This window comes from Bacteroides thetaiotaomicron VPI-5482, from assembly GCF_000011065.1.
Lineage (GTDB): Bacteria > Bacteroidota > Bacteroidia > Bacteroidales > Bacteroidaceae > Bacteroides > Bacteroides thetaiotaomicron.
This window is the reverse complement of record NC_004663.1, coordinates 2,699,823-2,722,850: the sequence shown is the minus strand read 5'-3', so window position 1 is coordinate 2,722,850 and position 23,028 is coordinate 2,699,823. Positions and strand designations below refer to the sequence as shown.

Below are 23,028 nucleotides of genomic sequence, written 5' to 3'. Positions count from 1 at the left end.
CGTGTGTATTTTAATAGATTATAATATTCCAGTCACAAATTAAAGCATAATTCTTTAACGGGCGAAATAATTTAGGTGAAAAATCCATTATAAAGACAGATTTAGTGGATTTTATGAATTAAACGATTGTTTTTCTGTTTAGTCTTTGGTATTGTAGAATACCTTTTTTAAGACCTCTTGCCCGATGCTCAGTTCTTCGAGAGTGATGCCATGCAGAGCTTCCTTCAGTGTCTGCCCCGCAATGATGCGTGCCTTCTCTTCCAGTTCTTTTCCGTCTTTTGTCAGGTGGATCAGATTGGTGCGACGATCTTTTTTGTCGGAAATACGTACTACAAGATGCTGCCGTTCCATGTTGTCTATGAGACGGGTCATGCTGGGTTTGTCTTTAAAAGTTGCATTGCACAACTCTTGTTGTGTAACGCCGTCTTTTTCCCATAGAAAAATAAGAACCGTCCATTGCTCCGGGCTGATTTCCAGACCGTTCTGACGGAAATTGCGATATAGCTTCCGGTTGATTGCTGCGGAAACCTTACCATTTAGGATGGCGAATATAAGCCGGATATCGAAATTAAATTGCTCTATCATGAAATTATTGTTTAAACAACTTTGCAAAGGTAAGCCACTTCCCGGATAATTCCTACATTAGGATACAAAAAAAGATTAAATATTTGTAGTTCAAAATAAAATGCCTAACTTTGCACCCGCATTTTAAAATAAAATAAATTATTTATTTAATTAAACGAGTATGAATCAATACGAAACCGTTTTCATTTTAACTCCCGTTTTGTCTGATGTTCAGATGAAGGAAGCGGTAGAAAAATTCAAAGGTATTCTTCAAGCTGAAGGTGCTGAGATTATCAATGAAGAAAACTGGGGACTGAAGAAATTGGCTTATCCAATTCAGAAGAAGTCAACAGGTTTTTATCAATTGGTTGAGTTCAATGCAGATCCTACTGTCATTGACAAGTTGGAACTTAACTTCCGTCGTGATGAACGCGTTATCCGCTTCTTGACTTTCAAAATGGACAAGTATGCTGCGGAATATGCTGCTAAAAGAAGAAGTGTTAAATCAAACAAAAAGGAGGATTAATCATGGCACAACAGACTCAATCAGAAATCAGATATTTAACTCCGCCCTCAGTAGACGTTAAGAAGAAAAAATACTGTCGTTTCAAAAAGAGCGGTATCCGTTATATCGACTACAAAGATCCTGAATTCTTGAAGAAATTCTTGAACGAACAAGGAAAGATTCTTCCACGTCGTATCACTGGTACTTCTTTGAAGTTCCAACGTCGTATCGCACAGGCTGTGAAGAGAGCTCGTCACTTGGCATTGTTGCCTTATGTAACTGACATGATGAAATAAGAAGGAGGAAAAGTATGGAAATTATATTGAAAGAAGACATCGTAAACTTGGGTTATAAGAACGATATCGTAAACGTGAAATCCGGATACGGTCGTAATTATCTGATCCCGACTGGAAAAGCTATCATCGCTTCTCCTTCTGCAAAGAAAATGTTGGCTGAAGACTTGAAACAACGTGCTCACAAACTTGAGAAAATCAAGAAGGATGCTGAAGCATTGGCTGCTAAGTTGGAAGGCGTTTCTTTGACTATTGCAACAAAAGTTAGTTCAACAGGTACTATCTTCGGTTCTGTTAGCAATATCCAGATTGCTGAAGCATTGGCAAAACTGGGTCACGAAATTGACAGAAAGATCATCGTTGTAAAAGACGCTGTGAAAGAAGTTGGTAACTACAAAGCTATCGTTAAACTTCACAAGGAAGTTTCTGTAGAAATTCCTTTCGAAGTAGTTGCTGAATAAGAACAAATTTACTTCATATATTAAAAAAGCGATTTGTTCTGATGGATAAATCGCTTTTTTTTATCATCTTTGCTAATAATATGAAATTCAACCGTTGTTATCTGAAGAGAATCGTTTTGCTGTTCCTGGTTGCTCTGGGAATTGGCAATGCTCTTTATGCAAATAACGAATTGAAAATACTGGCTGACTCTCTGCATAAAATGATAGATGCGAAGCCGCTCTTCGTCCAGAAGAAAGAGCAGCGAATCGCTCGGATTAAATGTTTACTGAAGGACTCTGGGTTGACTCCCGATCGGGAATATAAGGTGAATCTCCAATTATACAATGAGTATAAGAAATTTAATATAGACTCTGCCATCCATTATGTCGACCGGAACCTTGAAATCGCTCGTCAGTTAAATAGAAACTATTTGAAATACCAGTCTTCTTTGCAACTCAGCCTTGTATATTCCATGTGCGGCAGATATAGAGATGCAGAATTACTTCTCGAAAAAATGAAGCCATCAGAATTTCCTCGTTCATTATTAGCTACTTATTATGATACATATGCCCGTTTTTGGGAGTATTATTCGATTTCTGCTACCAATAATCAGTACGGAAAAAAACGGGAAGCCTATCAGGATTCACTGTATGCTCTTATGGATCATACTTCCTTTGACTATAAATTGTCACGGGCTTATTCTTATGCAGGACACGATTCAACAAAGGCGATCAAGATTTTGGATGAGTTGCTGAATGCTGAGGAGGTAGGCACTCCTAACTATGCGATGATTACTCATTCGTATGCCATGCTGAGCCGCTATTTGAAAAGAGAGGATGATGCGAAGAAATATCTTATGATGTCCGCCATTGCTGATATTCAGAATGCCACACGCGAAACAGCCTCCCTGCAGGCACTTGCACTGATACAATATGAGGAAAATAATTTAGCGGATGCTTTCAAATTTACTCAGTCGGCTATTGATGATGTCGTTTCCTCCGGCATTCATTTCCGGGCAATGGAAATCTATAAATTCTATTCTATTATTAATACGGCTTATCAGACGGAAGAAGCTAGGTCTAAATCGAATCTGATTACTTTTCTTATCTCAACCAGCGTTTCTCTTTTTCTTTTAATCGTGTTGGTCGTATTTATTTATATTCAGATGAAAAAAACGTTGCGGATGAAACGGGCGCTGGCACAAAGTAACGAGGAACTTTTGAGACTGAACGACAAACTGAACAGCATGAATAGTGAGTTGAATGATAAGAATGATGAACTGTGCGAGATTAATAATATAAAGGAGCATTATATCGCTCAGTTTTTCGACGTGTGCTTCAGCTATATTCATAAAATGGAGAAGTATCAGAATATGCTGTATAAAATAGCCATTAATAAGTGCTATGAGGAACTGATTAAAAAGCTGAAATCTTCCGCATTGATTGATGATGAACTTGATGCTCTGTATACTCGCTTCGATAGAGTCTTTCTGAATTTATATCCGACTTTTGTTTCAGATTTCAATGCTTTACTGAAAGATGACGAGAAGATCATTCTTAAACAGGACGCTTTGTTGAATAGGGAACTTCGTATCTATGCGCTGTTACGTTTGGGCATTACGGATAGCGGAAAGATTGCCAATTTCCTTCGTTGCTCTACAAGTACTGTTTATAATTATCGTACTAAAATGCGTAACAAGGCTGCAGTAGATCGGGATGAATTTGAAAATGAAATTATGAAAATCTGACCAATATAAACGAATTTGTGCCATTCGATAAATAAAATACTTTCCAAACAATCTACATTTTTTATATCCTTGTGTATATCTAAAGTGTTGATTTATAATATGTAATATGATTTTATAATCTACATAAAGTTGTGTAGACTAAATAAAGCGTTATTTATTTGGCTAGTTTTGCGATATCAGTTTTCGAACAATCTGCCTACAGATGAAAATTGATACCTTTTATGTTGTTTGTACTTAAATTCGCAATTTTTTATGGATGCACAATTTTCACTTGACACAAAAATAAAAGTAGGAATAATCGGTTTCGGTAGAATGGGAAGATTCTATTGGGAGGCGATGCGGAAAAGCGGGCGATGGGAGATTGCCTATATTTGCGATACAGATCCTACCACGCGCGAACTTGCTAAAAAAATATCTCCTGAATCTCTTGTAGTAGAGAATGATCAAAAAATCTTTGAAGACGAGAGTGTACAGGTTGTCGGGCTCTTCACATTGGCAGACTCAAGGCTCGAACAAATAGAAAAGGCTATTCGGTACGGAAAACATATCATCGCGGAAAAACCTGTTGCAGATACGATGGAAAAGGAGTGGAAGGTGGTGGATATGATAGAAAACTCCAATGTACTTTCTACGGTAAACTTATATCTGCGAAATTCCTGGTATCATAATCTGATGAAGGAATATATCCAGAAGGGAGAAATAGGTGAGTTAGCCATTATCCGTATTTGCCACATGACTCCGGGACTGGCACCGGGTGAAGGACATGAATATGAAGGCCCCGCTTTCCATGATTGTGGAATGCATTATGTTGACATCGTTCGCTGGTATGCCGAAAGTGAATATAGAACATGGAATGCACAAGGCGTGAACATGTGGAATTATAAAGATCCCTGGTGGGTACAATGTCACGGAACTTTTCAAAATGGCGTAGTCTTTGATATAACCCAGGGTTTTGTCTATGGACAATTATCGAAAGATCAGACGCACAATTCTTATGTAGATATTATAGGTACGGAAGGTATCGTGCGTATGACGCATGATTTCAAAACAGCTGTTGTCGATTTACACGGAGTACATCAGACACTTCGTGTGGAAAAACCTTTTGGTGGTAAGAATATTGATGTGCTGTGCGATTTGTTCGCCGATTCCATATTGACCGGTAAGCGAAACCCTCGTTTGCCTTTAATGTATGACTCGACTATTGCATCCGAGTATGCGTGGAAATTCCTGCAGGATGCTCGTATGAATGACTTGCCGGCTATCGGTAATTTGCAGACTCTTGAACAAATACGCGAACGCAGAAAAAACATGAAAAATGGATATGGGTTGCTGCATAGTAATCCACCACAAATAACTAACTCCTTAAAATAATAAAACCATGTCAGACTTTTCAAGAAGAAAATTTCTTAAAACGGGAGCCGCTGCTTTAGCAGGAATCACCATTGCTCCCAGCTCTATTTTAGGTATGAGCCACGGGCACGTTTCCCCAACCGACAAACTGAACCTTGCAGCCGTAGGTATCGGCGGTATGGGTCATGCCAACATCAACAACGTGAAGGGCACCGAAAACATCGTAGCCCTTTGTGACGTAGACTGGAAATATGCCAAAGGCGTATTCGATGAATTCCCGAATGCGAAGAAATACTGGGATTATCGCAAGATGTACGATGAAATGGGCAAATCCATTGACGGCGTAATCATTGCTACCGCCGACCATACTCATGCCATCATCACGGCAGACGCCATGACAATGGGCAAGCACGTATACTGCCAGAAACCGTTGACTCACTCCGTTTACGAATCCCGTTTGCTGACCAAGCTGGCCGCCTCTACCGGAGTAGTTACTCAAATGGGTAATCAGGGAGCATCGGGCGAAGGTACCGACCTGGTTTGCGAATGGATATGGAATGGAGAAATCGGCGAAGTAACCAAAGTGGAATGCGCCACCGACCGTCCTATCTGGCCGCAAGGACTGAATGCACCCGAAAAGGCGGACCGCATCCCCAACACATTGAACTGGGATCTTTTCACCGGACCTGCCAAACTGAACCCGTACAACAACGTTTATCATCCCTGGAACTGGCGTGGATGGTGGGATTACGGTACAGGTGCACTGGGTGATATGGCCTGTCATATTCTGCACCAGCCGTTCAGAGCTCTGAAGCTGGGTTATCCTACCAAGGTGGAAGGTTCTTCTACTTTATTACTGAGTGCCTGCGCTCCTCAGGCCCAACACGTGAAGATGATTTTCCCCGCCCGCGACAATATGCCGAAAGTTGCCTTGCCGGAAGTTGAGGTACACTGGTATGACGGCGGTATGATGCCGGAACGTCCGAAAGGTTTCCCGGAAGGAAAACAACTGATGGGCCCCGGTGGTGGTCTGACTATCTTCCACGGAACAAAAGATACATTGATTTGCGGCTGCTACGGAGAACAACCTTTCTTGTTGTCAGGCCGTGTGCCCAATGCACCGAAAGTATGCCGCCGTGTTACTTGTTCTCATGAAATGGACTGGGTACGCGCTTGTAAGGAAGACAAATCCAACCGCGTGATGCCGAAAGCGGATTTCTCCGAATCGGGACCGATGAATGAAATGGTGGTAATGGGTGTATTGGCTATCCGTCTGCAAGGATTGAACAAGACACTGGAATGGGACGGCGCTAATATGTGCTTCACTAATATTGGTGATAACGAAACACTCAGAACCTGCATTAAGGACGGATTTACGATTCATGATGGTCACCCGTCATTCAATAAGACCTGGACAGATCCGATCAACGCGAAACAATTTGCAGCCGAACTGGTGAAACATAATTATCGTGAAGGATGGAAGTTGCCTGATATGCCACGATAACACGATAAAAGTAAGTTAAGAATTAAAGATTAAAAATTAAATAGTTATTATTATGAAGAAAGTATTTTATCCATTAGCTTGTTGTCTTGCAGCGGGAGTTTTAGTTTCCTGCAGCGGTCAGAAGAAAGCCGGGAGTGCTCAGGAAGAGCAATCGGCAAACGAAGTAGCAGTATCATATTCAAAATCATTAAAAGCAGCGGAGATGGATAGCTTGCAATTACCGGTAGATGCGGATGGTTACATCACTATCTTTGACGGCAAAACATTTAATGGATGGCGTGGTTATGGCAAGGACAGAGTTCCTTCCAAGTGGACTATCGAGGACGGTTGCATCAAGTTCAACGGTTCCGGTGGCGGTGAAGCACAGGATGGTGATGGCGGAGACCTGATCTTTGCTCACAAATTCAAAAACTTCGAACTGGAAATGGAATGGAAAGTTTCCAAAGGCGGTAACTCCGGTATCTTCTATTTAGCTCAGGAAGTGACTTCTAAAGATAAGGACGGCAACGACGTGCTCGAACCTATTTATATTTCCGCACCTGAATATCAGGTATTGGACAACGACAATCATCCGGATGCTAAATTGGGGAAAGACAATAACCGGCAGTCGGCTTCTTTATATGACATGATTCCGGCAGTTCCTCAGAATGCGAAACCTTTCGGCGAATGGAACAAGGCTAAGATCATGGTTTATAAAGGTACTGTTGTTCACGGACAGAATGACGAGAATGTACTCGAATACCACTTGTGGACCAAACAATGGACTGACCTTTTGCAAGCCAGCAAATTCAGCCAGGACAAATGGCCGTTGGCTTTCGAACTGCTGAATAATTGCGGTGGCGAAAACCACGAAGGATTTATCGGAATGCAGGATCACGGTGATGACGTTTGGTTCCGCAATATCCGCGTGAAAGTTCTGGACTGATCACATAAATAATTCAAAGATAGGCTGTGTCAAAAGTAACATCAACATGGCATTTAGTTCTGAATGACAGAATGATATGCCCGACGAACTTCTGACACAGCTTTTTTATTTTAATACATGAACCCCTTTATCTACAAACATGAAACTCCAAATAAATCTATGTGCGCTGGCTCTTCTTTTAATGATTCCGTTTACGGCCATGGCACAGTCTAAAACAAAAGCGAAAGCTAAAAAAGAAGTAGCGATTCAACTCTATTCTGTCAGGGATATATTGAATAAGGTGGACAATAAGGACGGCAAATGTGACGCCGCTTATATTACTCTTCTGAAGAACTTGGCGAAAATGGGATATACCAGTGTGGAAGCCGCCAATTATAATAATGGAAAGTTTTACGACAGAACTCCCGATCAATTTAAAAAAGATGTTGAATCTGCCGGGCTGAAGGTTTTATCCTCACATTGCACAAGAGGATTGTCGAAAGAAGAATTAGCTTCCGGTGATTTTTCAAGTTCACTTCAATGGTGGGACCAGTGTATTGCTGATCATAAAGCTGCCGGTATGAGTTACATTGTAGCTCCTTGGATGGATGTGCCTAAAACACTTAAGGAGTTGGATACATATTGTGCTTATTACAATGAAATAGGCAAACGTTGTAAACAGCAGGGGATGTCGTTCGGATACCATAATCATGCTCATGAATTTCAGAAGGTAGAAGATAAAGTGATGTATGACTACATGATTGAGCATACCAATCCTGAATATGTTTTCTTCCAGATGGATGTTTATTGGGTAGTTCGCGGGCAAAACAGTCCGGTAGATTATTTTAATAAATACCCCGGTCGTTTTAAAATGTTCCATATCAAGGATCACAGAGAAATCGGGCAGAGCGGAATGGTTGGTTTCGACGCTATTTTCAAGAATGCAAAGACGGCTGGTGTGAAGCATCTTGTTGCAGAGATAGAAAGCTACAGCATGCCCGTAGAGAAAAGTGTCGAGGTAAGTCTGGATTATTTGCTGGATGCTCCTTTTGTTAAAAGCTCATACGCTAAATAAGGCATAAAAAAAAGTCTGTGCATGCTTTTAGCATGTCAGACTTTCAATTCTCTCTAGGCTGTTCTGAATTATTCAGCTACAGCTTCAGTTGCAGTGCTATCTGCATTCAAAGAGTCAGCTGCCTGAGCTGCTGCTTGTTCTGCTTCAGCTGCTGCTGCTTCTACAGCTGCGATTGAGTCAGCGATGCGGATAGAATCTTGTTGAGCTTTTGCTGCGTCAGCTGCTTTGTTACCACAAGATGCGAATGATACTGCTACGATAGCTACGGCCATCAAAACTAATTTTTTCATTTTCTTTGCTTTTTAAAAACGTAATACAATCAATTGCTTTATTAAAACGCTGCAAAGTTATGTACTTTTTCAATATGTTGTTCTCGAAAAGCCAACTATTTTTATAATTTTTTTTAGAAGCTTGTTATATTACGCCTTCAATCCATGTTTTAAAACATACTAATCGACAGCTATACTGTTATATAGATACCTTTTGATGCTTCTTTTCGGGGTTTTCTCAAATTCCGTAGGATAAAGCTGAATCTTGCTGACTTTTTCATACGCAGCTACATTATTATTTAAGTTCTTCAGATTTTCATCCATGATGGTTTTCAGGTTATCCGGATTGTTCAATCCGAGAGAATCCAGCGCTTCGTAATCCGCATAGACCAGTGCCACCAGTTTCTTGTTGCGTTCGATGACGAGGCTTTCAAGAATGAATGGCAGGTTATTGAGTTTGGCTTCCAGCTCTTCGGGGAAGATGTTCTGTCCGCTCGAACTCAGAATCATGCTTTTGAGTCGTCCGCGGATGAAGATATTTCCGCTGGCGTCCATAGTACCAAGGTCGCCGGTGCGCAGCCAGCCGTCTTCGGTAAACACTTCCTGCGTGGCTTCCGGATTCTTATAATATCCCACCATCACGTTTTCACCACGTACCTGAATCTCTCCGGTTTCCGCTTCCGGATTTTCTTTATAGATGCGTGCCTCCATGATATCCAGCACTTTGCCGGAAGAGCCTAAAATAAATTCATTCCAGGGAGCATAGCTGATCAGTGGTCCGCACTCGGTCATACCATAACCGATGGTGAAAGGGAACTTTATTTTGTAGAAGAACTCTTCCACTTCCTGATTCATGGCAGCGCCTCCGATGATGATTTCTTTGAAACGTCCGCCTAAGGCGTCTATCAGCTTTTTCCGTATCTGATTATAAATCTGGGTGTCGAGCAAAGGAATGTTTAATGCCCATTTCATACCTTTCTTATTAATGAGCGGCTGAATGACATTTTTATATATTTTCTCGATGACCAGCGGAACAGTGATGATCAGGTTCGGTTTTACTTCCTCAAAAGCCTTCATGATAATTTTGGGAGAAGGCGTTTTACCGAGCAGGGTGACATGAGTTCCGACAGCAGTTGCAGTCAGAAAGTCGAAAGCGCAACCGTAGGCGTGTGCCAGTGGCAGGAAAGAAAGCACTTTATCTCCTTTTTTAAGTAACTCGGTGCGGATGCCGAAAGTGACATTGCCGGCAAGATTGTTGCCCGTCAGCATTACCCCTTTGCTGAAGCCGGTAGTTCCCGATGTGTAGTTCAGCAGCATTACCTTATCATTGGATAACGTAGTGTATTGAATGTCCTCGCGCGTGAATCCTTTCGGATAGGCGGCGTACATTTCATCATTGAGGTGTACCAGAAACTTCTGAATAGTTTCTCCGTCCCGCTGATAGAGGCAGCGGAAGTCGGTGAGCGAAAAAACTCCGCGCAGTCCGGTCAGCTTTTCTTCTTCCAGGCTTTCCCAGATGCTGTCACTGGTAAAGAGGAAAACGGACTCGGAATGGTTGACGATATGATGCACATCGTTGGGCGTAAAGTCTTGCAGGATAGGGACGATGATGGCTCCGTAGGTGATGGTTGCCATGTAGGCGATGCACCAGTGGGCATTATTTTTGCCGATAACGGCTATTTTATCTCCTCTGCGCAGGCTGCAATGTTTGAAAAGCAGGTGCATACGGGCGATTTCTCCGGCTACCTGGCCATAAGTATAATGAACGGATTCACCATAATCGGTATAGCAAGGTAAATCCCAATTTTCCCGAAAACTATTTTCGTATAGTTTAATGAAATTCTCTTTAATCATTGCACGTTTTTTAGTGAATTGTGCAAAAATAGGAATAAACTTTCGTATCCTAAAGTGTTTTACTAATAATAATGTGTAACTTTGCAGGAAATATGCGTTATAACAGATTATGATAGATACCACTGTATTTCAAAATAAGACAGCCGTTTATTATACGTTAGGCTGCAAATTGAACTTTTCAGAGACTTCAACTATCGGTAAAATCCTGCGGGAGGCAGGAGTCCGGACTGCACGCAAAGGGGAAAAAGCAGATATCTGTGTGGTAAATACTTGTTCGGTGACGGAGATGGCAGACAAGAAATGCCGTCAGGCTATTCATCGGTTGGTCAAGCAGCATCCCGGAGCTTTTGTGGTAGTGACCGGATGCTACGCACAGTTGAAGCCCGGTGACGTGGCAAAGATAAAAGGAGTAGATGTAGTGCTGGGTGCCGAGCAGAAAGGAGACTTGTTGCAGTATCTCGGCGACCTCCATAAGCATGAAGAGGGAGAGGCATTTACTACCACCACCAAAGATATCCGTTCGTTTTCGCCTTCGTGTTCACGGGGCGACCGTACTCGTTTCTTCCTGAAAGTACAAGACGGATGCGATTATTTCTGTTCTTATTGTACCATTCCTTTTGCCCGTGGACGCAGCCGTAACGGTACTGTTGCCTCTATGGTGGAGCAGGCAAGGCAGGCCGCTGCCGAAGGCGGAAAAGAGATCGTACTGACAGGCGTGAATATCGGCGATTTTGGTAAGACTACCGGTGAGACTTTCTTTGATCTGGTGAAAGCGCTGGATCAGGTGGAAGGCATCGAACGTTACCGCATTTCTTCTATCGAGCCCAATCTGCTGACTGATGAAATCATCGAGTTCGTTTCCCGTTCCCGTAGATTTATGCCTCATTTTCATATCCCGTTGCAATCCGGTTGCGATGAAGTGCTGAAATTGATGCGCCGTCGTTATGATACGGCTCTTTTTGCCTCTAAAGTAAAGAAAATCAAGGAAGTGATGCCGGATGCCTTTATCGGAGTCGATGTGATTGTAGGTACTCGCGGAGAGACGGAAGAGTATTTTGAACAGGCTTATCAGTTTATTTCCGGACTGGATGTGACACAGTTGCATGTGTTCAGCTACTCCGAACGTCCGGGGACGCAGGCCTTGAAGATAGATTATGTGGTTTCGCCGGAAGAGAAACATCAGCGCAGCCAGCGCTTGCTGACACTTTCTGATGAAAAGACACGGGCTTTCTATACCCGTCATATCGGGCAGACCATGCAGGTATTGATGGAAAAATCAAAAGCAGGTACACCGATGCACGGGTTTACCGCTAACTATATCCGCGTAGAAGTGGAGAATGACGAATCATTGGACAATCAGATGATTAACGTCCGACTGGGAGAATTTAATGAAGACATGACAGCGCTTAAAGGCACAATTCTGATGAATTATGAAGTCTAGATTTATCTATTGGCTGGTATATAGCGGGATGTGGCTGTTTTCGGCGCTTCCCTTCCGGATATTGTACTTACTTTCGGATTTCAATTACCTGTTGATGTACCGTATAGGGAGGTATCGCCGGAAAGTAGTACGGGAGAATCTGAAGAAATCATTTCCCGAAAAAGACAAGAAAGAAAGGCTGCAGATCGAACGCCGTTTCTATCGTTACCTTTCCGACTATATGCTTGAAGACTTGAAAATGCTTCATATGTCACCCGAAGACCTTTATAAGCGGATGACTTATAAGAATACGGAACAATATCTGGAACTGACCGAGAAATATGGCGGAATCATCGTAATGATTCCTCATTATGCCAATTATGAATGGCTGATCGGGATGGGATCTATTATGAAACCGGGTGATGTACCGATGCAAGTCTATAAACCTCTGAAAGATAAATACTTGAACGAATTGTTCCAGCGCATCCGTTCCCGCTTCGGAGGATATAACGTTCCGAAACATTCTACGGCACGCGAAATTATCAAGTTGAAGCGTGAAGGCAAAAAGATGGTTGTCGGTCTGATTACTGACCAGTGGCCCAGCGGAAACGAAAAATACTGGACTACTTTTTTGGGGCAGGAAACCGCCTTTCTGAATGGTGCGGAGCGCATTGCGAAAATGATGAACTTCCCTGTGTTCTATTGTGATCTGACAAAACCCGGCAGAGGGTATTGTGTAGCTGAGTTTAAGCTGATGACAGAGAAACCGAAGGAGACGGGTGAAGGAGAAATTACGGAAATGTTTGCTGATTATCTGGAACAGACGATTCGCAGGGAACCGGCTTATTGGCTGTGGTCTCATAAACGTTGGAAAGCTTCTAAGGCTGAATGTGAAAGGGGGTAAGGATGAAAGTGTCAGTGGTTATTTTGAATTGGAACGGGTGCGATATGCTTCGTACTTTTCTTCCGTCCGTGATCCGCTATTCGAAGAGCGAAGAAGTAGAAGTCTGTGTGGCCGACAATGGCTCTACGGATGCTTCTGTGGAAATGCTTCGGGAGGAATTTCCTTGTGTCCGGATCATTGTGCTGGATCAGAATCATGGATTCGCAGATGGATATAACCTGGCTTTGCAGCAGGTAGAAGCGGAGTATGTGGTACTTCTGAATTCTGATGTTGAGGTGACCGAACATTGGCTTGAACCGATGATCTCCTATCTTGATGGCCATCCGGAGGTAGCTGCCTGTCAGCCGAAAATCCGTAGCCAGCGGCAAAAAGAGTATTTTGAATATGCCGGAGCAGCCGGAGGATTTATAGATAAGTACGGCTATCCGTTCTGTCGTGGGCGTATAATGGGAGTGGTTGAAAAGGATGAGGGACAGTATGATACGATCCTGCCAGTTTTCTGGGCAACGGGAGCCGCCCTGTTTATCCGTCATGCGGATTATCGTGAGGCGGGCGGACTGGACGGACGTTTCTTTGCCCACATGGAAGAGATTGATTTATGCTGGCGACTACGTTCCCGTGGTCGGGAAATCGTTTGCATTCCTCAAAGTACGGTCTATCACGTCGGTGGTGCAACTCTGAAAAAGGAGAATCCCCGCAAGACTTTTTTGAATTTTCGTAATAATCTTGTCATGCTCTATAAGAATCTTTCGGACGAAGAGTTAAATAAAGTGATGCGTATCCGGACTTGTCTCGATTACGTGGCTGCATTCACATTTCTGCTGAAGGGGCAGTTAGACAACGCCCGTGCGGTGATGCGTGCCCGGAAAGAATATAAACAGATTTGTCCTTCATTTTCTTCTTCCCGTAAAGAAAACTTAAGAAAAACTTCTTTGAATCCAATCCCTGAACGGATAAAAAGTAGTATCTTGTGGCAGTTTTATGTGGGAGGGTGCAAAAGATTCTCTCAATTGTCGGATTTAAAAGGATAACAAAATGGAACCAAAAGTAAGGAGAGGCATCGGGCTGGTAGCACATGATGCCATGAAAAAAGACCTCATCGAATGGGTGCTGTGGAACTCGGAACTGTTGATGGGAAATAAATTCTATTGTACAGGTACTACAGGTACTCTGATTCTGGAAGCACTGAAGGAGAAGCATCCTGAAGTGGAGTGGGACTTCACAATTCTGAAATCCGGTCCTTTGGGAGGTGACCAGCAGATGGGATCGCGTATTGTGGACGGTCAGATTGATTATCTATTCTTTTTCACTGACCCTATGACTTTGCAGCCACATGATACGGATGTTAAAGCATTAACCCGACTGGCCGGTGTTGAGAACATCGTTTTCTGTTGTAACCGTTCTACGGCGGATCATATCATTTCCAGCCCTCTGTTTATGGATCCCGATTACGAACGTACCCATCCGGACTATTCCAGTTATACGAAACGGTTCGAAAACAAATCCGTGGTAACGGAAGCTGTAGAATCGGTAAATAAAAGAAAAAGAAAGAAGAGATAGGTCGTTATAGACTGAAAATATGATAGTGTGAGGCTGCTTCAAGTAGAAATGAGGCAGCCTTACTTGTGCCATGCCTTTGGCACGACGATGCCACGCCTTTGGCACAACTGTGCCATGCCCTTGTCACAACTGTTTCCAAGCCTTTGTCACAACTGTGCCACACCCTTGTCACAACCGTGATACTCCTTTGGCATAACTGTGCCCATTACTTGGCACAAGCGGAATGATAGGGTGTTGTAAATAAGTTGACCGGATGTGGCAGTCCGGATGATAGGATGACAGACCAATGTGCTTCTTGATAATAACACAAACTGATAAAGCAAAGGTACTTATCTGCTGCAATGCAGTTCTACTCCGGCTGAGTCGATGTCTGCTCCCATAGGCGGATTCCGTTTGGAAAGACGAAGTTCTATTTCTTCAATGGCAGGAAATTCTGCCAGTAGTCTTTTAGCTATTCGTCCGCATACGTGTTCCAGCAACTTCGACGGGATGGACATTTCAGCTTTCACGGCTTCGTGTATTTCGGCATAGTTGACCGTATCCACCACGTCGTCTGTTTGAATAGCCTGACTGATATCTACCTTCAACTTCAAGTTGATAATATACTCATTTCCAATGATATTCTCTTGGGGGGCTACTCCATGATAAGCAAAGCAGCAGATGTCTTTCAGCAAAATATAGCTGTTGTTTATCTTCATATCTTTTGTTTTCTAAAAAAGTAAAGGTAAGGCTTTATTTCTTTTTATAAAGTGTTTTCGATCATTTTTGTTCGCTTATTAAATGAATGAAAGGCTTTATAAATGAGATTGTACTCATCAGCTATGTAATTCAACTGCCATTTTTAGTCCCATGGAAGACGTCGTGCGATATCTATAATATGGGGGACTTCTTTATTCAAAGGTTCGCCGTTCAGTACAGTTTCATATTTCTTTAAATAGGCTTCTGCCATGACACTTGAATTGAATAGATCTCTGGCATATTCGTGGCAGACTTTCGGAGAATATTGTGCTGACTGTATATGTTCGGCCATTTCCTGTCCGTGGGCGGTCAGAAAACCGACTTCCGGTGAAACGAGTTCGGGAAGCGCACCGTAGGGAGTACCGAATACGGGAGCTCCGAAGTATAAGGATTCAGTGATTGCAAGTCCGAAAGGTTCGTGCCATGTAACGGGGAAAATAAGCCCTTTTGACTGCTCAATAATAACTTTTTTCTTTGAATCATCTACCATTCCATGAAAATGAATCCGTGGATTCCATGTGAATCGGAAGCCCATTTTGAGATTGAGGCGATAACCGCCTAAAACGTCCAGTTGTGCGTTCTTGATGCTTTGGACAACGGCGATAGCTCCTTTGATATTTTTGACCTTCCAGGCTGCTTTGCCTAGAAAATGGTAGTTTTTTCTGGAAAGGGTGAGGTTGGCGGGACCGTAGTCATCCCAGTCCAGTCCATTGTAAACGAATGATTCGCTTCCAAGTCTTTGTGCATGATTACGTGAGACAAAAACGATGTTCCGGTCTGCGTTGGCCGGGATTCCATTGCCGTGTATGGTCAGTAAGTGCGGCTTGGTGATTCCTTCGGGAACGGGAATGTTGAAATGTACGATGTCCGCATCTGTGGGGATTTGGGTGTTCAGATTTACGCTAGGGTCCAGTTCTATCACTTTAGCGAAAGGGCAGGAGGAACCTTTTCCTGCGATGAAGGTGACTTTGTGTCCGCGCTTATTGAGTTCTTTACCCAGATACCACATTACTCTTTGAGTTCCGCCGTATTTTATAGATGGAATTTTATCTCCTAAGACAATCGTTATATTCATTTGTTCTCGGTCTATAGTTCTTTGGAACAAAAGTAGTAAATTATTTGATAATTAAACTTAGAGTTAAGAAAAGTTTGGCTTGCACAATGTTTTGTTATTTGACTTTTAATAAATCCTTTTGTGCCACCAACTGTGGAATTATCTTAAGCAGGATAGGGGTAAAGAGAATGCAGATGGTCAATGTCAGCAGGAGCAGTGCGCTTGCTTCTGCCCAGTCGTTATGAATATAATGCGAAACGACCGGTCTTGCAAAGTGTATAATCGGTCCATGAATACTGAGTGTGATAATGGAATATCGCCCCAGATAAGAAACGATGCTTATTCTTTTTATTTTCTTACAGATCAGCATAATCATAAAGATTCCGGCAAATGCGGCAATGTATACCTGGAATATGTTGCCGGGATAATTGTTGGTCCGCATACCCGGCGTGGTGGCGGTGAAGTACATTACGACCAGTGCCAGCAGGACAAATGAGGGAATAATCTTGTCGAACCGATGACTGGGGAACAGGAAGAAATTATATCGGCGAACCCAGAAACCTGCCACATAGAAGGGGAGGGCAGTCATGGCAACGTCTATATACAAAGGAAGTTCGATGTGAAATTTGCCCAGGAAGAATCCTGTGCATCCGATCAGTAACGTTGCTGCAAACATCAGAGATAAATGCTTGTCACGCAGATAATGAATCAGATAGAACAGGATATTGCAGTTGAACAGAGCAAGCAGAAACCAGATGGGAGGATTGAACTTGATGAGGTCGTGCCCGTGAAAGACAAACAGTAATTCTCTCCATGACACAGGGAGATGGAAAGTTTCCGGTGCAATCTTCCATACAATGTATTTTAGTAGAAAGGCGCTGACGTAGAAGAAGATAAAGGGAATGATTAGCTTATTGGTCTTTCGGATAATGAACCCGTATAATCCTTCATAAGGCTTGAAGAAAATTCCTGATATAAAGAAATAGAGAGGCATGCGAAAGCAGGATAGCATGGAATGCTTGTCAAGTTGGTCGAAAGCGCCTCCGATATGCGCCATCACTACCAGAATAATGCAGACTCCCTTGGTTAAGTCCACAAAATCAATACGCCGATGCTGATTGTCTCCCATTTATTTTGCGTTGCGTTTTTGCGTTGCAAAGATACTTGATTAATTGGAAAAAACGGAATGAAGGAAGATAAAGAATTGCCGCATGGGAGAGAAACGGAGGTGTCAAAACTATCAGTTGATTTTATTCAGGCACAGATGACACGGATTTACAGTTTTAAGAGATTATAGGTCTAAAAAACGTGTTAATCCGTGTCACCCGTGCCTAAAGATATTTATTTCTTGGGAGCTCTGCCGGTGTATTTTATTAGCTCACGTATCTTGTCATTGAGTTCTTCTGCTTTCATCAACTGTTCCAGAGTGAGGTGCATCCGGTAACGCCAATAATTGCGCGGATTGGATGGTACATTAATCCGTTCTTCCTGCACATTCGGATTTCTCCATTTGCCATCAATGCTCAGCCAGTCTTGCAGGGACAGAATACAAAGTATGGAATTGCTTTTCAGATGATTGCGCACCACTTCTTCGCACAATTCGGGAGTGGCGACTGTCGGTGCGGTTCCGTAATGCCCCAGCATCGTGTTGTAGTAACGCTGTGTCTGCAGGTAATCTTCTTCCCACCAGCCTCGCAAAGTAGACATATCATGAGTGGAGATGGTACAAACCGACCGGTATGGGTATTCATTTAAATATCCGAACTCGTGCATCGGATTCTTTGGCATCCGCTGAATCTCCAGACTGAGGATACGAAGATCATTCATGACGGACGAAACACAATCCGGAATCATACCCAGGTCTTCTCCGCAAACCAGCATACGTGTCGATTGTGTCAGTTGCGGTAGTTTCTTCATAGCCTGTTGGCGCCAGAACTCGTTGTGGCGGTGATAATAATACTGATCATACAGTCTGTTAAACGCATTCTGCTCCTGTTCATTGAGTGAACGGAAGATGAAATCGCGTTGTATTCCGATGCGCGGATGATATTTATCTTTTTCTTTCGTGTCCGGTACAAAAAGAACATCACTGATCAAAGTGTATAGTCCATCCCGAATCCAAAGACTGTTTTCATCATTCTTTCCTGCAAAGAAACTCTCCACTTCCCGTTGGGTGGTGAACTCCGGTTTCATGTGATAAACACCGGGTGTTTCGGCAGGAAGCAGAAAAGTCTGTTTCACATAATCGGTATGCGGACCGAATACTTGCCCGAGGAAGGATTCATGAATATATGGAATCAAATATTCTTCCCGAAAGGGGAGTCCGTAACTTTCGATTTCCTCCCGACTCATAGGGATGGAGGGAATGAACTGTCCGAGTAATCCGTGTACGGCATGCATCGGGATTTCCCAGATACGGAAGAAACCGAGGATGTGGTCAATCCGGTAAGCGTCGAAGTACTCTGACATTTTTTGGAAACGCTTCATCCACCAGCGGTAGCCGTCCTTTTCCATGACGTCCCAGTTGTACGTGGGGAATCCCCAGTTTTGTCCGTTCACCGAGAAATCATCGGGAGGGGCGCCCGCCTGCCCGTTGAGATTGAAGTAATAAGGTTCGGTCCATGCTTCCACACTGTTGCGGCTGATGCCGATAGGGATATCTCCTTTGAGTACGACACCGTGTTCGCGGGCGTATTTCGTAGCGGCTACCAATTGCAGGTGCAGGTGAAACTGGATATAATAATAAAGTGCGATATGCGGGTAATCTACAGATTCTGGCCGGCACATCTTCTCTATATCTTGTGCATTATAAACGGAATGTCTGGGCCATTCACGGAAATTAGGTGTCTGAAAGGCATCGCGCAGATAGCTGAAAACAGCGTAAGGTTGCAGCCATTCCTTGTTGGCATTAAAGAATTCGCCGAACTCTCCGGAGGCTAATACTTTTTCTCCTTCCTGCTTGAAGATCAGTCGGAAGTATTCCCATTTCGTTTGGTTGACAGCTTCATAATCCATCGCCGGCAGGCCGTTGAGTTCTTTCTGTTTTTTGTTGAACTTCGCTGCGGCTGACTTGTCTTTCAGTGTTCCCATCTGCTTTATATCTGCATACATCGGGTGGAAAGCATAAATGGAGATACTATTATATGGATAAGAATCGGTCCACGCATGAGTCATGGTCGTATCATTGATCGGTAATATCTGTATAACCTTTTGTTGGGTACTTACAGCCCAGTCAATCATGCGTTTCAAATCTCCGAAATCTCCTACTCCGAAACTGTTCTCTGATTTCAGTGAAAAGACAGGGATGGCTATACCGGCCCCTTTCCATACCGGAATATCGAAATAGGCATATCGGTCGGAGATGACCAGCGTCTCATTTGTTTTCAGTTCCGGGTCGGCAAGATAGCGGTTGGGGTTATTTTCCCAGCAGTCCGCTTTCTTTTCTTCTTTATGGTAAAGGATGAATTTGTATTCCAGCGGGAATTTCAGCTTACTTGCATCCAGCTCGATCTGCCATTCCGGAAAGTTGGCATCGCTCATGGGAATCGCTTTGTCCGGGTCCCAGTTTCCCAATGCTTTCTGATTTCCGCAAATTGCCAGGCAATAGTCTTTGTTGATGCGTGGGGCGTATGCCTTGATGACCAGCCCTTTTCTGTGACAAGGCGGAATTTCAGCTCTGTCGGGATGGGCTAACAAGGCTTCCGTGAAGGCCGAACTGTAGTAATACAATTGTTCGGGGATATTTTTCCAGCAGTCTTTAATCTGATACTTCTTTTTAGAGTTACCGGATAAAAAGAGACGTCTCGGAAAGCTGTCCCATTCTTTGCGGATGATAATTTGGTTTTGTTCTATCTGATAGCTGTAATTGATAGTCATTCCTTCTTTGGGAACTTCCAGTTCCACGTCTGCCGTCCAGTATATGCCGTCTGTGGTATGCATGGGGATCGACTCCGGCAGCAGCCCGGCAATCCTGACTTCTTCTCCCCAACTGGTGCGATATTCGATGTTAAATGATACAGTCATATATATTAGATTTTGATTAGACACTAATGACTATGCAAGTATAAGACATTTTTTTGAATAAAAAATAAAAGGAGCCGTATTAGGACTCCTTTTAATCTTTTGTTTATATATTAATTAACATACGTCACATGTTAACCGCATCTGGAAGCACCGCAAGTGGTACAGATCAGACAGCCTTCCTGATAGACCAAAGTTTCATTACCGCAATTCGGGCATTTCTTTCCTTTGGCTTCCGTTCCGTCCTGAATATATTTCTTCAATGCACGTTCTACACCGTTCTTCCAAGTGTTGATGCTCTCGCTGTTCAGTTGCAGAGAACCTACCAGCTTGATAACCTGCTCGATCGGCATCCGGTAACGGAGTACGCCGGAAATCAGTTTTGCATAGTTCCAGTATTCCTTGTTGAACTTCTCTGACAATCCTTCGATAGTCGTCTTGTATCCACGTTTATTTTCGAACTGGAAGTCGTAACGCTTGGTTCCATCCTCGTCTATATTCTTGATAATACGTCCGCTGGTTACGCTTTTCGGCAACAGGATACCTTCGTCGTCATCTTGCAAACCGGTGAATATCTCGTAAGGATGTCCATCCAGCAGTCCTACGAAAGCCACCCATTTTTCTTTGTTATTCTGGAAACGAACCACGTCGGCTTCCAGTACTCTTGGGCGTGTTTCTACTACCGTAGGCGGTTTGCAAGGAGGAAGAGTTTCTTTCTTATCCGATTTGGTTGAAATCAATACTCCGGAACGTGAGCCGTCGCGGTATACCGTACATCCTTTGCAACCGGATTTCCATGCTTCTACATACAGGCGGTTGACAAGATCCTCGTCTACATCGTTCGGCAGGTTGATGGTTACGCTGATAGAGTGGTCTACCCATTTTTGGATTCTTCCCTGCATCTTTACTTTCATCAACCAGTCTACGTCATTGGAAGTCGCTTTATAATAAGGTGACTTAGCCACCAGCTCGTCAATCTCTTCCTGCGAATAACGCTTGGCGGGATCGTATCCGTTAGCTTCCATCCATGTCACGAATTTATGATGGAATACGATATATTCTTCGAATGCGTCGCCTGTCTCGTCAACAAAGTCAACGTGTACATTCGTATCGTTCGGGTTTACTTTTCTTCTGCGCTTGTAAACGGGCAGGAAGACCGGTTCGATACCGGAAGTCGTCTGTGTCATCAGACTGGTTGTTCCTGTAGGAGCAATCGTCAGACATGCAATATTACGACGGCCATATTTCTTCATTTCTGCGTACAGTTCCGGATCAGCCTCGGCAAGACGCTGAATGAACGGATTGTTCTGTTCACGCTCATTGCTGTATATTTCGAAAGCACCGCGTTCTTTTGCCATTTCAACCGAAGAACGATAGGCACCGAGGGCCACTGTCTTATGTACTTTTTCAGAGAATTCGGTTGCTTCTTCGGTTCCGTAGCGCAGACCTAAAGCAGCAAGCATATCGCCTTCCGCAGTGATTCCCACACCTGTACGGCGACCTTGACCGCTCTTCTTATATATCTTGTTCCACAAGTTGCGTTCGGCATGTTTTACCTCTTCGCCTTCCGGGTCTTGATCGATCTTTTCCATGATACGTTCGATCTTCTCCAGTTCGAGGTCGATGATGTCGTCCATGATGCGTTGAGCCAGCGCAACGTGTTTTTTGAACAATTCGAAATCAAAATAGGCATCCGGTTTAAACGGATTTACTACATAAGAATATAGATTGATAGCCAGCAGACGACAAGAGTCATAAGGACACAATGGAATTTCACCGCATGGATTGGTAGATACAGTCTTATAACCTAAATCTGCGTAGCAATCGGGCACAGATTCACGGATAATCGTATCCCAAAATAAAACACCGGGTTCTGCCGATTTCCATGCATTGTGCACAATCTTCTTCCATAATGTGGAAGCATCTATTTCTTTAGTGGTAGTCGGATTTGCCGATTCAATCGGATATTGTTGTATATAAGGTTTCTCGTCAACTGCCGCCTGCATGAAAGCGTCGTCCAGCTTTACGGAAACATTGGCTCCGGTAACTTTTCCTTCCGTCATTTTAGCGTCGATGAAGGCTTCCGAATCCGGATGCTTGATAGACACACTCAGCATCAGTGCACCACGACGACCGTCCTGAGCTACTTCGCGGGTAGAGTTGGAATAACGTTCCATGAACGGAACGAGACCAGTGGAAGTCAATGCCGAATTTTTAACGGGAGAACCTTTCGGGCGGATGTGAGACAAGTCATGACCTACTCCTCCACGCCTTTTCATGAGCTGTACTTGTTCCTCGTCGATTTTGATGATAGCGCCATAAGAGTCTGCTGCGCCGTCTACCCCGATTACGAAGCAGTTGGATAGTGAAGCGACCTGATAGTCATTACCGATACCCGTCATCGGGCTTCCTTGCGGAACGATGTACTTAAAATGATCCAGCAGATCATACAGTTCCTTTGCTGTCAGTGCATTCGGATACTTTGCCTCGATACGTGCTACTTCATTGGCAATTCTCCAATGCATATCTTCCGGAGATTTTTCATAGATGTTTCCGAAAGAATCCTTTACTGCGTACTTGTTTACCCAAACCCTTGCAGCAAGCTCGTCGCCTTGAAAATATCGTAAAGATTCTTCGTAGGCTTCGTCATAAGAATAAATTTGTTTTTCCACGATCCAATGTGTCTTAGATTTTATTATTTAATAAGTAATGTGTAGAAGTTTACTTATCAGTAACAAATGTGGCTGCAAAGCTAAGAATGTTTTTTTATCTATCAAAATAAAAATGCAACATTTTATCAACAGGCTTTAAGTTTTCCGTTTGTTA

At 43.3% G+C, this 23,028-nt stretch carries 20 protein-coding genes; 12 read left to right on the top strand and 8 right to left on the bottom strand.

What is annotated here, in order from left to right; translation table 11 throughout:
• Nucleotides 1–138: 138 nt before the first annotated feature.
• A complete protein-coding gene (locus BT_RS10955) occupies nt 139–585 on the bottom strand; it encodes a MarR family winged helix-turn-helix transcriptional regulator (RefSeq protein ID WP_008759738.1) in 447 nt (148 codons plus the stop codon).
• A gap of 160 nt (nt 586–745) precedes the next feature.
• Between BT_RS10955 and rpsF the strand changes: the two genes are divergently transcribed.
• The 8 genes from rpsF to BT_RS10915 all read left to right on the top strand — a co-directional run bounded on the left by rpsF (nt 746) and on the right by BT_RS10915 (nt 8,383).
• A complete protein-coding gene (rpsF, locus tag BT_RS10950) occupies nt 746–1,090 on the top strand; it encodes a 30S ribosomal protein S6 (protein WP_008759739.1) in 345 nt (114 codons plus the stop codon).
• 2 nt (nt 1,091–1,092) lie between these two features.
• Nucleotides 1,093–1,365, top strand: a complete 273-nt coding sequence (gene rpsR / locus BT_RS10945) for a 30S ribosomal protein S18 (protein WP_008759740.1) — start codon at nt 1,093–1,095, stop codon at nt 1,363–1,365.
• A gap of 14 nt (nt 1,366–1,379) precedes the next feature.
• A complete protein-coding gene (gene rplI / locus BT_RS10940; RefSeq protein WP_008759741.1) occupies nt 1,380–1,823 on the top strand; it encodes a 50S ribosomal protein L9 in 444 nt (147 codons plus the stop codon).
• 80 nt (nt 1,824–1,903) lie between these two features.
• On the top strand, nt 1,904–3,550 hold the full coding sequence (locus BT_RS10935; RefSeq protein WP_032840466.1) for a DUF6377 domain-containing protein: 1,647 nt from the start codon (nt 1,904–1,906) through the stop codon (nt 3,548–3,550).
• 252 nt (nt 3,551–3,802) lie between these two features.
• Nucleotides 3,803–4,921, top strand: coding sequence for a Gfo/Idh/MocA family protein (locus tag BT_RS10930; RefSeq protein WP_008763948.1), 1,119 nt, complete (start codon nt 3,803–3,805; stop codon nt 4,919–4,921).
• 7 nt (nt 4,922–4,928) lie between these two features.
• Nucleotides 4,929–6,404 (top strand): Gfo/Idh/MocA family protein, encoded by a 1,476-nt coding sequence (locus BT_RS10925; protein ID WP_008763947.1) that lies wholly within the window; start codon nt 4,929–4,931, stop codon nt 6,402–6,404.
• Between the two features lie 52 nt (nt 6,405–6,456).
• Nucleotides 6,457–7,329, top strand: coding sequence for a 3-keto-disaccharide hydrolase (locus tag BT_RS10920; protein WP_008763946.1), 873 nt, complete (start codon nt 6,457–6,459; stop codon nt 7,327–7,329).
• Between the two features lie 139 nt (nt 7,330–7,468).
• Nucleotides 7,469–8,383: a sugar phosphate isomerase/epimerase family protein gene (locus BT_RS10915; RefSeq protein ID WP_008763945.1), complete on the top strand. Its 915-nt coding sequence runs from the start codon at nt 7,469–7,471 to the stop codon at nt 8,381–8,383.
• A 68-nt stretch (nt 8,384–8,451) separates the two neighbouring features.
• Here the strand turns inward: BT_RS10915 and BT_RS10910 are convergent, their stop codons facing one another.
• The gene (locus BT_RS10910) at nt 8,452–8,673 is read right to left on the bottom strand and encodes a hypothetical protein (RefSeq protein ID WP_008763944.1); all 222 of its coding nucleotides are present in this window, start codon (nt 8,671–8,673) and stop codon (nt 8,452–8,454) included.
• Between the two features lie 159 nt (nt 8,674–8,832).
• A complete protein-coding gene (locus BT_RS10905; RefSeq protein WP_008759749.1) occupies nt 8,833–10,506 on the bottom strand; it encodes a long-chain fatty acid--CoA ligase in 1,674 nt (557 codons plus the stop codon).
• 109 nt (nt 10,507–10,615) lie between these two features.
• On the opposite strand from BT_RS10905, the gene mtaB reads away from it, so the two are divergent.
• The 4 genes from mtaB to BT_RS10885 are packed head-to-tail and all read left to right on the top strand — an operon-like array spanning nt 10,616 to nt 14,390.
• Nucleotides 10,616–11,947, top strand: coding sequence for a tRNA (N(6)-L-threonylcarbamoyladenosine(37)-C(2))-methylthiotransferase MtaB (gene mtaB / locus BT_RS10900; protein WP_008763943.1), 1,332 nt, complete (start codon nt 10,616–10,618; stop codon nt 11,945–11,947).
• The gene (locus BT_RS10895; protein WP_008759751.1) at nt 11,937–12,830 is read left to right on the top strand and encodes a lysophospholipid acyltransferase family protein; all 894 of its coding nucleotides are present in this window, start codon (nt 11,937–11,939) and stop codon (nt 12,828–12,830) included. The genes mtaB and BT_RS10895 overlap by 11 nt, the downstream gene beginning before the upstream one ends.
• 2 nt (nt 12,831–12,832) lie before the next feature.
• Entirely contained in the window at nt 12,833–13,861 is a 1,029-nt protein-coding gene (locus BT_RS10890; RefSeq protein ID WP_008759752.1) for a glycosyltransferase family 2 protein, read from the top strand.
• 4 nt (nt 13,862–13,865) lie between these two features.
• On the top strand, nt 13,866–14,390 hold the full coding sequence (locus BT_RS10885) for a methylglyoxal synthase (protein WP_008759753.1): 525 nt from the start codon (nt 13,866–13,868) through the stop codon (nt 14,388–14,390).
• A 329-nt stretch (nt 14,391–14,719) separates the two neighbouring features.
• Here the strand turns inward: BT_RS10885 and folB are convergent, their stop codons facing one another.
• The 5 genes from folB to BT_RS10860 form a co-directional block, all read right to left on the bottom strand.
• Nucleotides 14,720–15,088 (bottom strand): dihydroneopterin aldolase, encoded by a 369-nt coding sequence (folB, locus tag BT_RS10880; protein WP_008759754.1) that lies wholly within the window; start codon nt 15,086–15,088, stop codon nt 14,720–14,722.
• 143 nt (nt 15,089–15,231) lie between these two features.
• A complete protein-coding gene (locus BT_RS10875) occupies nt 15,232–16,203 on the bottom strand; it encodes a glycosyltransferase family 4 protein (RefSeq protein ID WP_008759755.1) in 972 nt (323 codons plus the stop codon).
• Between the two features lie 94 nt (nt 16,204–16,297).
• Nucleotides 16,298–17,311: an acyltransferase family protein gene (locus tag BT_RS10870; protein WP_008763942.1), complete on the bottom strand. Its 1,014-nt coding sequence runs from the start codon at nt 17,309–17,311 to the stop codon at nt 16,298–16,300.
• Between the two features lie 212 nt (nt 17,312–17,523).
• Nucleotides 17,524–20,205, bottom strand: coding sequence for a 4-alpha-glucanotransferase (locus BT_RS10865; protein ID WP_011108155.1), 2,682 nt, complete (start codon nt 20,203–20,205; stop codon nt 17,524–17,526).
• Nucleotides 20,206–20,336: 131 nt separating this feature from the next.
• Complete coding sequence (locus BT_RS10860) at nt 20,337–22,874, bottom strand: adenosylcobalamin-dependent ribonucleoside-diphosphate reductase (RefSeq protein WP_105100225.1); 2,538 nt, start codon at nt 22,872–22,874, stop codon at nt 20,337–20,339.
• Nucleotides 22,875–23,028: the final 154 nt, after the last annotated feature.

Coding starts and splice junctions, on each gene's coding strand:
- BT_RS10955 (WP_008759738.1), bottom strand. CDS start 585: ATGATAGAGCAATTTAATTTCGATATCCGGCTTATATTCGCCATCCTA.
- rpsF (WP_008759739.1), top strand. CDS start 746: ATGAATCAATACGAAACCGTTTTCATTTTAACTCCCGTTTTGTCTGAT.
- rpsR (WP_008759740.1), top strand. CDS start 1,093: ATGGCACAACAGACTCAATCAGAAATCAGATATTTAACTCCGCCCTCA.
- rplI (WP_008759741.1), top strand. CDS start 1,380: ATGGAAATTATATTGAAAGAAGACATCGTAAACTTGGGTTATAAGAAC.
- BT_RS10935 (WP_032840466.1), top strand. CDS start 1,904: ATGAAATTCAACCGTTGTTATCTGAAGAGAATCGTTTTGCTGTTCCTG.
- BT_RS10930 (WP_008763948.1), top strand. CDS start 3,803: ATGGATGCACAATTTTCACTTGACACAAAAATAAAAGTAGGAATAATC.
- BT_RS10925 (WP_008763947.1), top strand. CDS start 4,929: ATGTCAGACTTTTCAAGAAGAAAATTTCTTAAAACGGGAGCCGCTGCT.
- BT_RS10920 (WP_008763946.1), top strand. CDS start 6,457: ATGAAGAAAGTATTTTATCCATTAGCTTGTTGTCTTGCAGCGGGAGTT.
- BT_RS10915 (WP_008763945.1), top strand. CDS start 7,469: ATGAAACTCCAAATAAATCTATGTGCGCTGGCTCTTCTTTTAATGATT.
- BT_RS10910 (WP_008763944.1), bottom strand. CDS start 8,673: ATGAAAAAATTAGTTTTGATGGCCGTAGCTATCGTAGCAGTATCATTC.
- BT_RS10905 (WP_008759749.1), bottom strand. CDS start 10,506: ATGATTAAAGAGAATTTCATTAAACTATACGAAAATAGTTTTCGGGAA.
- mtaB (WP_008763943.1), top strand. CDS start 10,616: ATGATAGATACCACTGTATTTCAAAATAAGACAGCCGTTTATTATACG.
- BT_RS10895 (WP_008759751.1), top strand. CDS start 11,937: ATGAAGTCTAGATTTATCTATTGGCTGGTATATAGCGGGATGTGGCTG.
- BT_RS10890 (WP_008759752.1), top strand. CDS start 12,833: ATGAAAGTGTCAGTGGTTATTTTGAATTGGAACGGGTGCGATATGCTT.
- BT_RS10885 (WP_008759753.1), top strand. CDS start 13,866: ATGGAACCAAAAGTAAGGAGAGGCATCGGGCTGGTAGCACATGATGCC.
- folB (WP_008759754.1), bottom strand. CDS start 15,088: ATGAAGATAAACAACAGCTATATTTTGCTGAAAGACATCTGCTGCTTT.
- BT_RS10875 (WP_008759755.1), bottom strand. CDS start 16,203: ATGAATATAACGATTGTCTTAGGAGATAAAATTCCATCTATAAAATAC.
- BT_RS10870 (WP_008763942.1), bottom strand. CDS start 17,311: ATGGGAGACAATCAGCATCGGCGTATTGATTTTGTGGACTTAACCAAG.
- BT_RS10865 (WP_011108155.1), bottom strand. CDS start 20,205: ATGACTGTATCATTTAACATCGAATATCGCACCAGTTGGGGAGAAGAA.